The sequence below is a fragment of the Kitasatospora sp. NPDC001683 genome (genome assembly GCF_053596495.1).
The window spans coordinates 1-10,939 of the sequence record NZ_JBSFGK010000158.1; the positions used below are offsets into that span (position 1 = coordinate 1).

At 70.5% G+C, this 10,939-nt stretch carries 9 protein-coding genes; 7 read left to right on the forward strand and 2 right to left on the reverse strand.

Annotation, left to right across the window (positions count from 1 at the left end; translation table 11 throughout):
- The first annotated feature begins 272 nt into the window (after nt 1-272).
- The gene (gene clpX, locus ACWCYO_RS38915) at nt 273-1,562 is read left to right on the forward strand and encodes an ATP-dependent Clp protease ATP-binding subunit ClpX (protein ID WP_030283761.1); all 1,290 of its coding nucleotides are present in this window, start codon (nt 273-275) and stop codon (nt 1,560-1,562) included.
- A 72-nt stretch (nt 1,563-1,634) separates the two neighbouring features.
- Here clpX and ACWCYO_RS38920 read toward each other — a convergent pair whose 3' ends face one another.
- A complete protein-coding gene (locus tag ACWCYO_RS38920; RefSeq protein ID WP_270146972.1) occupies nt 1,635-2,435 on the reverse strand; it encodes a hypothetical protein in 801 nt (266 codons plus the stop codon).
- A gap of 92 nt (nt 2,436-2,527) precedes the next feature.
- Complete coding sequence (locus ACWCYO_RS38925; RefSeq protein ID WP_270146973.1) at nt 2,528-3,316, reverse strand: hypothetical protein; 789 nt, start codon at nt 3,314-3,316, stop codon at nt 2,528-2,530.
- 188 nt (nt 3,317-3,504) lie between these two features.
- Between ACWCYO_RS38925 and ACWCYO_RS38930 the strand changes: the two genes are divergently transcribed.
- From ACWCYO_RS38930 to ACWCYO_RS38955, 6 genes are all read left to right on the forward strand, one after another.
- The gene (locus ACWCYO_RS38930; RefSeq protein WP_449786844.1) at nt 3,505-6,141 is read left to right on the forward strand and encodes a valine--tRNA ligase; all 2,637 of its coding nucleotides are present in this window, start codon (nt 3,505-3,507) and stop codon (nt 6,139-6,141) included.
- Between the two features lie 295 nt (nt 6,142-6,436).
- On the forward strand, nt 6,437-6,961 hold the full coding sequence (locus ACWCYO_RS38935; protein WP_270146975.1) for a hypothetical protein: 525 nt from the start codon (nt 6,437-6,439) through the stop codon (nt 6,959-6,961).
- Between the two features lie 249 nt (nt 6,962-7,210).
- A complete protein-coding gene (folC, locus tag ACWCYO_RS38940) occupies nt 7,211-8,602 on the forward strand; it encodes a bifunctional tetrahydrofolate synthase/dihydrofolate synthase (protein WP_405000706.1) in 1,392 nt (463 codons plus the stop codon).
- Between the two features lies 1 nt (nt 8,603).
- Complete coding sequence (locus ACWCYO_RS38945; RefSeq protein WP_449786845.1) at nt 8,604-8,948, forward strand: DUF4233 domain-containing protein; 345 nt, start codon at nt 8,604-8,606, stop codon at nt 8,946-8,948.
- 105 nt (nt 8,949-9,053) lie between these two features.
- Nucleotides 9,054-9,467: a nucleoside-diphosphate kinase gene (ndk, locus tag ACWCYO_RS38950; RefSeq protein WP_030283775.1), complete on the forward strand. Its 414-nt coding sequence runs from the start codon at nt 9,054-9,056 to the stop codon at nt 9,465-9,467.
- A gap of 309 nt (nt 9,468-9,776) precedes the next feature.
- Nucleotides 9,777-10,802: a rod shape-determining protein gene (locus tag ACWCYO_RS38955; RefSeq protein ID WP_030283777.1), complete on the forward strand. Its 1,026-nt coding sequence runs from the start codon at nt 9,777-9,779 to the stop codon at nt 10,800-10,802.
- The last annotated feature ends 137 nt before the right edge of the window (nt 10,803-10,939 follow it).

Genomic DNA, 10,939 nt, shown 5'->3' on the forward strand with positions numbered 1-10,939 from the left:
GTACCGCGCCTTGGGGTGCAGCGGTCTCGCGCGGGTGGACATGTTCCTCAAGGAGGACGGACGCGCCCCGCCCCGGTCCGTCGGCGGGGTCTGCCACGGCATCTGTTCGGTATCAATTCGCCCAGGGCGTAGGGCAGACCCGGCGAAGAGGACGGAATCAAGGGCCCGGCAGAGTACCGTCGGATAGCGAGACCGAGCGCCGTCGGCGCGGACGGTCCACAGCACCAGGCCCCGGAACCCCTGCGGGGCCCCTGGCGAAGGGGAAGCACCTCGTGGCACGCATCGGAGACGGTGGCGACCTGCTCAAGTGCTCGTTCTGCGGCAAGTCGCAGAAGCAGGTGAAGAAGCTGATCGCCGGCCCAGGCGTGTACATCTGCGACGAGTGCATCGACCTGTGCAACGAGATCATCGAGGAGGAACTCGCCGAGACCTCCGAGGTGCGCTTCGAGGAGCTCCCGAAGCCGCGTGAGATCTACGAGTTCCTCGACCAGTACGTGGTCGGCCAGGACCTCGCCAAGAAGGCGCTGTCGGTGGCCGTCTACAACCACTACAAGCGCGTCCAGGCGGGCGAGGCCGGCCGTAGCGGCGGCAACGGCCGCGAGGACGCCATCGAGCTGGCCAAGTCGAACATCCTGCTGCTGGGCCCCACCGGCTCCGGCAAGACGCTGCTGGCGCAGACCCTGGCCCGGATGCTGAACGTGCCGTTCGCGATCGCGGACGCCACCGCGCTGACCGAGGCCGGTTACGTCGGCGAGGACGTCGAGAACATCCTGCTCAAGCTGATCCAGGCGGCCGACTACGACGTCAAGAAGGCCGAGACCGGGATCATCTACATCGACGAGATCGACAAGGTCGCGCGCAAGAGCGAGAACCCGTCGATCACCCGTGACGTCTCCGGCGAGGGCGTGCAGCAGGCGCTGCTGAAGATCCTGGAGGGCACCACCGCCTCGGTGCCGCCGCAGGGCGGGCGCAAGCACCCGCACCAGGAGTTCATCCAGATCGACACCACCAACGTGTTGTTCATCGTCGGCGGGGCGTTCGCCGGCCTGGAGCGGATCATCGAGGGCCGCGCGGGTGCCAAGGGCATCGGCTTCGGCGCCAACATCCGCTCCAAGCGGGAGTCCGACGCCAGCGACCACTTCCGCCAGGTGATGCCCGAGGACCTGGTGAAGTTCGGCATGATCCCCGAGTTCATCGGCCGTCTGCCGGTGATCACCAGCGTGCACAACCTCGACCGCGAGGCGCTGCTGCAGATCCTCACCGAGCCGAAGAACGCGCTGGTCAAGCAGTACCGCAAGCTCTTCGAACTGGACGGCGTGGAGCTGGAGTTCTCCCGGGACGCGCTGGAGGCGATCGCCGACCAGGCGATCCTGCGCGGCACCGGCGCGCGCGGTCTGCGGGCCATCATGGAGGAGGTGCTGATGTCCGTGATGTACGAGGTCCCCTCGCGCCAGGACGTCGCCCGCGTGGTGGTCACCGGGGACGTGGTCTCCAAGCACGCCATCCCCACCCTGGTCCCGCGCGACATGATCAAGCGCGAGCGCCGCGACAAGAGCGCCTGACGCCGCAGGACGTACGAAGGGGCCCCGCACCGGATCCGGTGCGGGGCCCCTTCGCGGCTGCGGGCCGGGAGCCTACTTCGGCACCTCGGCCACCGCGCGCAGGTCGCGGGCGTCGGCGGCGAGCTTGTCCACGTCGGGCTGGGTGCCGTCGTCGGAGCCCTTCAGCACCATGACGACGCTGCTCTTGTCGGCCCAGGCGCAGAGGGCGAGCTTGCTGTCGCCGTCCTCGGACGTGGCGCAGTCCATCTGGCCGCCCTTGGGGCCGGGGTCGACCGAGTGCCGGCCGGTGATGGTCCCGCCCGCGCCGGAGAAGCCGCTGAACATCTGGTCCAGTTCCTGCTTGGGCAGCAGCACCTTGCCGTAGACGCCCACCGCGATCAGCTGGGGGTTGGAGTCCGAGTCCTGGTACACCCCGGCGACCCCGGTCGGCTTCCAGTTGCCGTCGCCCTGGCCGATCTTCGAGGTGAGTTCGTCCTGGATCTTCCCGGTCACCGCCGGGTCGTCGTTGGCCTTGAGGTCCTTGAAGGTCGCCGGGAAGGCGATCTTCTGGGTGCCCGCGTTGCTGGTCGTGTCCCAGACGAAGTACCCCAGGGCCCCGCCGACGATCACCAGCACGGCTGCGATGGTGCCGAGCACGATCCACAGCGTCCTGCGGGACTTGCGCGGCGGCACCGGCGCGTAACCGCCGTAGCCGGGGTAGGCCCCGGGCGTCTCCGTGTAGCCCGGGTAGCCGCCGGCCTGCGGCGCGCCGGGCGCGGGGTAGCCGGGCGGCGGGGCCTGCGGCGGGATGCCGCCGTAGCCGGGGGCGGCCGGCGGCGGCGTCGCCGGGTAGCCGGGCTGCGGCGGTTGCCCGTACGGGTTCTGATCGGACATGCGAGGCCCTTTCTGGGACGTCACGCGTGGATGCCGCCGGAGGCTCCGGCGGTGGTGTGGTGCTGCGGCATGCCCCCGGTGCGCGCTTCGTGCTACTTGGCGACCTTCATGGCGTCGCGGATGGCGCGGGCCTTCTCGGCGGCCTGGTCCGGGGAGAGGGCGTCCTTGGCGAAGGTCACCCGGGCGTAGGTCGACTTGTCCGCCCAGATGCAGACGGACTGGCTCTTGGCGAGCAGGGTGTAGACGCCGCAGGAGAGCCGGCCCGAGGAACTGTGGCTGTCCTGGGCGGGTTCGTCGGTCAGCGGCGTGGTCCAGGTGAGGCCGTTCCCGCCCTTCTTGGCGTCCTCGAGCATCTGGCCGGGGTCGTCGATGTTCCCGTAGAAGCCGGCCACCGAGAGGCCGTCCGTCAGGTCGCCGCCCTTGGTGTAACTGGCGATCACGACGGTGAGGTTGCTGCCGTACTTGCCGGCGTCCTTCGCCTCCGGCTTGGACGTGTCGACCGGCTCCTCCTTGGCCGACTTCTGGGTGTAACCGCCCGGGAGGGTCTGCGGCGTGGCGATCTTGTAGTTGCCGCCCGAGTCGCCGCCCAGGAACTTCCAGGCGGCGAAGCCGCCGCCACCGAGCACCAGCGCGCCGATGATCAGACCGACCACCAGGCCGCCCTTGCCCTTCTGCGGCGCCGCAGGGTAGCCCGGCTGGCCGTACGGGCCCTGCGGCGGCACGCCGCCGTACTGCGGCTGCGGCTGGCCGTAGGGCTGCTGGGGCGGGTACCCGTACTGGGGCTGCGGAGCGCCGTACGGCTGCTGCGGCGGCGGCGCGCCGTACGGCTGCCCCCCGTAGGGCTGTCCCTGCTGCGGATACTGCTGTCCCTGGCCGTACATCTGTCCTCGTGCTCCCCCGCCGCACCTGCGGCCGATCTGGTGGTGATGGCTCCGTGCACGTCCGGTCACCCGGACGAGTGCCCGGGCACGGTATCGCACGACGCCCGCCCCGGCGGTGTTCGGGCCGGGGAGTCCACGGACCGAAAGCGGTTCGTAACCAGCGCCCCCGGTTACGTAAACTGTGCGTCGTGACCGACACGACGAACCAGCGCCCCGTGAGCACCACCGGGGACGATGCGGCAACCCTCCCGACGACCTACACCCCCGCGGACGTAGAGGGCGAGCTGTACGAGCGCTGGGTAGAGCGTGGCTACTTCACCGCGGACGCGCAGAGCGACAAGCCCGCGTACACGATCGTCATCCCCCCGCCGAACGTCACCGGCGTCCTGCACCTGGGCCACGCCTTCCAGCACACGCTGATGGACGCGCTGACCCGCCGCAAGCGCATGCAGGGCTTCGAGACGCTCTGGCTGCCCGGCATGGACCACGCCGGCATCGCCACCCAGAACAAGGTCGAGCAGCAGCTCGCCGAGGCGGGCCTGTCCCGGCACGACCTGGGCCGGGAGGCCTTCGTCGAGAAGGTCTGGAAGTGGAAGAAGAGCTACGGCGGCCGCATCCTCGGCCAGATGCGCCGCCTCGGTGACGGCGTGGACTGGTCGCGCGAGCGCTTCACCATGGACGAGGGCCTGTCCCAGGCCGTCCAGACCATCTTCAAGCGGCTGTTCGACGACGGCCTGATCTACCGCGCCGAGCGCATCATCAACTGGTGTCCGCGCTGCCTCACCGCGCTGTCCGACATCGAGGTGGAGCACGAGGACGTCCCCGGCGAGCTGGTCTCGATCCGCTACGGCGAGGGCGAGGACTCCATCGTCGTCGCCACCACCCGGGCCGAGACGATGCTGGGCGACACCGCGGTGGCCGTTCACCCCGAGGACGAGCGCTACAAGCACCTGGTCGGCCGCACCATCAAGCTGCCGCTGACCGACCGGGAGATCCCGGTCGTCGCGGACGAGCACGTCGACCCGGAGTTCGGCACCGGCGCCGTCAAGGTGACGCCCGCGCACGACCCGAACGACTTCGCCATCGGCCAGCGGCACGACCTGCCGAACCTGACCGTGATGGACGACCACGGCGTGATCACCGTGCACGGCCCGTTCCTCGGCATGGACCGGCTGGAGGCCCGCTCGGCCGTCGTCGGCGCGCTGCGCGAGCAGGGCCGGATCGTCGCCGAGAAGCGCCCGTACATGCACGCCGTCGGCCACTGCTCGCGCTGCCACACCGTGGTCGAGCCGCGGCTGTCGCTGCAGTGGTGGGTCAAGGTCGAGCCGCTGGCCAAGGCCGCCGGCGACGCCGTCCGCGACGGCAAGGTGGAGATCCACCCGAAGGAGCTGGAGCGCCGCTACTTCGACTGGGTGGACAACATGTACGACTGGTGCATCTCGCGCCAGCTCTGGTGGGGCCACCGGATCCCGGTCTGGTACGGCCCCGAGGGCGAGGTCGTCTGCGTCGGACCGGACGAGCAGCCGCCGACCGGCGAGGGCTGGCACCAGGACCCGGACGTCCTGGACACCTGGTTCTCCTCCGGCCTGTGGCCGTTCTCCACGCTCGGCTGGCCGGAGAAGACCGCCGACCTCGAGAAGTTCTACCCGACCGACGTCCTGCTGACGGGCCACGACATCATCTTCTTCTGGGTCGCCCGGATGATGATGTTCAGCCTGTACGCGATGGACGGCCAGGCGCCGTTCAAGACCGTCGCGCTGACCGGTCTGGTGCGCGACGAGCGCGGCAAGAAGATGTCGAAGTCCTCCGGCACCGCGGTGGACCCGCTGGACTGGATGGACGCCTACGGCGCCGACGCCGTCCGCTTCACCCTGGCCCGCGGCGCCAACCCGGGCGCCGACGTGCCGATCGGCGAGGACTGGGTCAAGGGCTCGCGCAACTTCTGCAACAAGATCTGGAACGCGACCCGCTTCGCGCTGATGAACGGCGCCACCGTCGAGGGCCCGCTGCCCGCGCCGGAGGAGCTGACCGCGGCCGACCGCTGGATCCTGTCGCGGCTGAACACCGCGGTCGCCGAGGTGGACGCGCTGTACGACGACTACGAGTTCGCCAAGGTCTCGGACGCGCTGTTCCACTTCGCCTGGGACGAGGTCTTCGACTGGTACGTCGAGCTCTCCAAGACCACCCTGGCCAAGGGCGGCCCGCAGGCCGATGCCTCGCGCCGGGTGCTGGGTGAGGTCCTGGACGTCACCCTGCGGCTGCTGCACCCGGTCGTCCCGTTCGTCACCGAGGCGCTGTGGACCCGGCTCACCGGCGCCGAGTCGCTGGTCGTCGCCGAGTGGCCGAAGGACAGCGGCTTCCGCGACACCGCGGCCGAGGCCGAGGTCGCCACGGTGCAGCAGGTGGTCACCGAGGTCCGCCGGTTCCGCACCGACCAGGGCCTCCAGGACCGCCAGCGCGTCCCGGCCCAGCTGGAGCTGGCCGGTACCGCGCTGGCCGCCCATGAGGACGCGATCCGCTCGCTGCTGTGGCTGACCGTCCCCGAGGAGGGCTTCGCGGCCACCGCCTCGCTGCCGGTGGCCGGTGCCACCGTCGCGCTGGACCTCTCCGGCACCATCGACGTCGCGGCGGAGCGCAAGCGGCTCGCCAAGGACCTCGCGGCCGCCGAGAAGGAGAAGGCCCAGACCACCGCCAAGCTCGGCAACGAGGCCTTCCTGGCCAAGGCGCCGGACGAGGTGGTCGCCAAGATCCGGACCCGCCAGGAGGCCGCCGAGGCCGACATCGCCCGGATCACCGCCCAGCTCGCGGCGCTGCCGCAGGGCTGAACCCGGATCGCCCACGAAGGGCCGCACTCCGCGACGCGCGGGGTGCGGCCCTTCGGCGTTTTCCGGCTCGTCGGCCGGGTGCTCGCTTTTGCTCGCCTAATAGAGCAGAAACATTGCTCCCTTCCGGCGAATATTCATCCTGGACCGGGTGAGGTCTTATTCCGAGCGAATTGATTCCGGTCTTGCCCGCGCGCGTTCGCGGAAGTTTCCAGGTCGGATGTGTACGGTGTGCACGGAGTTTCCGAACGCGATTCCGCTGAGCGTTCCTGCTGAGCGACGGACGGGAGGGCATGGCGTGGTGGTGACCGAGGAGTTGGCCCAGGAACTGCCTGCCGAGGCGGTCGAGGAAGCCAAGGCCAGGGCGGCGACGCTGCTGCTCGCCTTCCGGCACGGGAACCAGCTCGCGTTCGACCACGAGTTGGACCTGCTGCTGGCGGAGAACATCGAGCGGGAGGTGACCACCCTGCTCACCTGGATCGCCGCCGAGGCCGTCCGCAAGGCCTACGCCCCCGAGGTCGGCGACCGGGTGCTGCGGGCGATGGCCCGGCGGGCCCCGAAGGACACCGGTGGGGTCCAGGTGGACGAGGAGACCGCGAACGCCGCCCAGTTGATCGAGGCGGTCGCGGCCGGCCGGGTGGCCGAGGTCCGCGGTCTGGTCGCCGCGACGGCGGACACCACCTACCTGCTCGGCGGACTGCTGCAGGGCGTGGCGATGATGCTGCCGCTGCTGCCCGAGGGCGAACTGTCCGAGATCACCGCCGAGTTGCGCCGCCGACACGGCGGCACCGCGCACGTCCCGGAGGCCCGGGCCGGGGTCTGACCCCCACCCGGTCCGGAGCGGACGGACACCCTTCGGCCGGTGCACTCCTCCTGCACGCCGTCGGAGTCGGAGACCAGCAGCGCGGCGTGGCTCGCCAGACCCAGTGCAGTGCCTGCGCTGCACCGGCCGGTGGGTGCGCTGGGTGAGGAAGCGGCGCAGCGAGCGCCAGGGAGATCAGTCCGGCGACGTGTCCACGCCATCACCCTCACCCTGTGGGTCCGGGCCGCCCCCGCTCCGTAGACTGTGGTCGTGAGCGACAAGGCCGACCCGAATCCGTACACCCTCCGCCCCGCCGACGGCGACACCGGCGACGCCCTGCGCGACGTCGAGCTCGAGCTCTCCAAGCGCTGGCCGGAGAACAAGCTGGAGCCCTCGCTCGACCGGATCGAGGCGCTGATGGACATCCTGGGCCAGCCCCAGCGGTCCTTCCCGTCCATCCACATCACCGGCACCAACGGCAAGACCTCCACCGCCCGGATGATCGAGCAGCTGCTCAACACCTTCGAGCTGCGCACCGGGCGCTACACCAGCCCGCACGTGGAGACCGTCACCGAGCGGATCAGCCTGGACGGCGCCCCGATCAGCCCCGAGCGCTTCGTCGAGGCCTACCGCGACATCGAGCCCTACGTGCAGATGGTCGACGCCGCCCAGCCGGTGCCGATGTCCTTCTTCGAGGTGCTCACCGGCATGGCCTACGCCGCCTTCGCCGACGCCCCGGTGGACGTCGCGGTGGTCGAGGTCGGCATGGGCGGCTCCTGGGACGCCACCAACGTCATCGACGCCGCCGTCGCCGTGATCACCCCGATCGGGCTGGACCACACCGACAAGCTCGGCGAGACCACCGGCGAGATCGCGGTCGAGAAGTCCGGGATCATCAAGCCCGGCGCCGTGGCCGTGGTCGCCCAGCAGCAGTTGGACGCCGCCGAGACCATCCTGCGCCGGGCCGTCGAGGTGGACGCCACCGTCGCCCGCGAGGGCATGGAGTTCGGGGTGATCCGCCGTGAGCTCGCCATCGGCGGCCAGCTGGTGACGCTGCGCGGAATCGGCGGCGAGGAGTACGAGGACGTCTTCATCCCGCTGCACGGCGAGCACCAGGCGCACAACGCGGCGCTGGCGCTGGCCGCGGTCGAGGCCTTCTTCGGCGTGGGCGGCGCCCGCGGCGGCCAGCTCGACGTCGACAAGATCCGCCAGGCCTTCTCCGGCGTCTCCTCGCCGGGCCGCCTCGAGGTCGTCCGCCGCAGCCCCACGATCATCCTGGACGCCGCCCACAACCCGCACGGCGCCCGGGCCACCGTCTCCGCGATCTCCGAGTCCTTCGGCTTCACCCGCCTGGTCGGCGTGATCGGCACCTCGGGGGACAAGGACGTGGCCGGCCTGCTGGAGGCCTTCGAGCCGATCCTGGCCGAGGTCGTCATCACCCAGAACTCCACCCACCGCGCGATGGACGTGGACGCGCTCGCGGCCCTGGCCGTCGAGGTGTTCGGCGAGGACCGCGTCCAGGTCGAGCCCCGGCTCGACGACGCCATCGCCGCCGCGGTCACCCTGGCCGAGGAGGAGGGCGACCTCGGCGGCGCCGGGGTGCTGGTCACCGGTTCGGTCATCACGGTGGGCGAGGCCCGCCTGCTGCTCGGGAGGAAGTGACATGAGGACGCTCTGCTCCTCGACGCTGATCGGCGAGGCGCTCCTGGCGATGTTTGCCGGGCTGGTCGCGATGCGGCTGTCCAGCGTCTCGACGGCGACGGTCTGGATCGTCACCGGGATCGCCATGGCGCTCTGCATCGCGCTCTGCGGCATGATCAACCGCCCCGGTGCGGTGGCCATCGGCTGGGCGCTGCAGATCGGCCTGATCGCCAGCGGCTTCATCCTGCCGACGATGTTCGCGCTCGGTGCGGTCTTCGCCGGCCTGTGGTGGTGCTCGGTGCACTACGGCCGCAAGGTCGACGAGTTCAAGGCCGCCCGCGCGGCCGCCGAGGCCCGGGCCGCCTGACGGTCCGGGCCGGTTCCCGCCCCCACCACGGAACCGACCGGTCGTTCACGCAAGGTAACCTCTGCCCCGTACCGCATGTCGCCCCGAATCCCCAGGAGACGCACCGTGTCCCAGCGCACTCTCGTCCTGCTCAAGCCCGACGCCGTTCGCCGCGGCCTGGCGGGCGAGATCATCAGCCGCATCGAGCGCAAGGCCGGCTGGCAGCTGACCGCCGTCGAGCTGCGCACCTTCGACCGGGAGACCCTGGAGCACCACTACGCCGAGCACGTCGGCCGCCCGTTCTACGAGCCGCTGCTCGAGTTCATGACCTCCGGCCCGTCGATCGCGATGATCGTCGAGGGTGAGGAGGTCGTGAAGGGCATCCGCATGCTGGCCGGCGCCACCAACCCGCTGGAGGCCGGCTCCGGCACCATCCGCGGTGACTACGCGACCATCACCCGCGAAAACCTGATCCACGCCTCCGACTCCCCGGAGTCCGCCGAGCGCGAGATCAAGATCTTCTTCCCCGCGCACGCCTGATCCCAGGGTCCGTCAGGACGTTCGTGCCGCCCCGGTCGGGACCATTGGCCCGGCCGGGGCATTCTTATCGTGAAATAGGGAACTGGGGAGGCCGACACGGCGTCCCAATCCTCGGAGAAGCGATCACGCTCCGGACAATGGACGGTATGCCCGCGTCGATGTCCGTACCACGCGCGTGACTACGATGGACGCGACTCAAGGGCCCGGTAAGGCAGCTCAGCTGGTCTCCGCCCAAGCGTGGGCGCGCGCATCCGTCCACCCCCATGAACTCCGAGCCCGGGAAGGCACCCACACCCCATGGCGAGCAACCTGTCGTTCATCGGCCGCGACTTGGCGATCGACCTCGGAACAGCCAACACGCTGGTGTACGTCAGGGGCAAGGGGATCGTCCTCAACGAGCCGTCCGTCGTCGCGGTCAACACCAACACCGGCGGCATCCTCGCGGTCGGCGCCGAGGCCAAGAAGATGATCGGCCGCACTCCGGGCAACATCGTCGCCATCCGCCCGCTCAAGGACGGCGTGATCGCCGACTTCGAGATCACCGAGCGGATGCTGCGCTACTTCATCCTCAAGATCCACCGCCGCCGCTACCTCGCCCGCCCGCGCGTCGTGGTCTGCGTGCCCTCCGGCATCACCGGCGTCGAGCGCCGCGCCGTCATCGAGGCCTCCTCGCAGGCCGGCGCCCGCCAGGTGCACATCATCGAGGAGCCGATGGCCGCCGCGATCGGCGCCGGACTGCCCGTCCACGAGGCCACCGGCAACATGGTCGTCGACATCGGCGGCGGCACCACCGAGGTCGCCGTCATCTCCCTCGGCGGCATCGTCACCGCCCAGTCCATCCGGGTCGCCGGCGACGAGCTGGACAACGCGATCGTCCAGCACATCAAGAAGGAGTACTCCCTCCTCCTCGGTGAGCGCAGCGCCGAGCAGATCAAGATGAGCATCGGCAGCGCCTACGGCCTCGAGGGCGAGAAGGACGAGCACGCCGAGATCCGCGGCCGCGACCTGGTCAGCGGCCTGCCCAAGACCGTGGTCATCTCCGCCGCCGAGGTCCGCGCCGCCATCGACGAGCCGGTCAACTCGATCATCGACGCGGTCAAGACCACCCTCGACCAGTGCCCGCCCGAGCTGGCCGGCGACGTCATGGACCGCGGCATCGTGCTCACCGGCGGCGGCGCCCTGCTGCGCGGCCTGGACGAGCGGCTGCGCCGCGAGACCGGCATGCCGATCCACATCGCCGAGAACCCGCTCGACTCGGTCGCACTCGGCTCCGGCAAGTGCGTCGAGGAGTTCGAGGCGCTCCAGCAGGTACTGGACGCCTCGCCGCGCCGTTAGCACCACGACGAAGATTCCGACACTCAACTGAACGGGCCGGCGGCCCCGGGCCCCCCCCCCCGGGGCCGCCCCGGGAGAAGGGGGGGGAACACCACCCCTGGGGGCCGCGGCCCCCAATCCCACACACCCGCCAACAC

Coding starts and splice junctions, on each gene's coding strand:
- ACWCYO_RS38945 (WP_449786845.1), top strand. CDS start 8,604: ATGAGGACGCTCTGCTCCTCGACGCTGATCGGCGAGGCGCTCCTGGCG.
- ACWCYO_RS38925 (WP_270146973.1), bottom strand. CDS start 3,316: ATGTACGGCCAGGGACAGCAGTATCCGCAGCAGGGACAGCCCTACGGG.
- ACWCYO_RS38920 (WP_270146972.1), bottom strand. CDS start 2,435: ATGTCCGATCAGAACCCGTACGGGCAACCGCCGCAGCCCGGCTACCCG.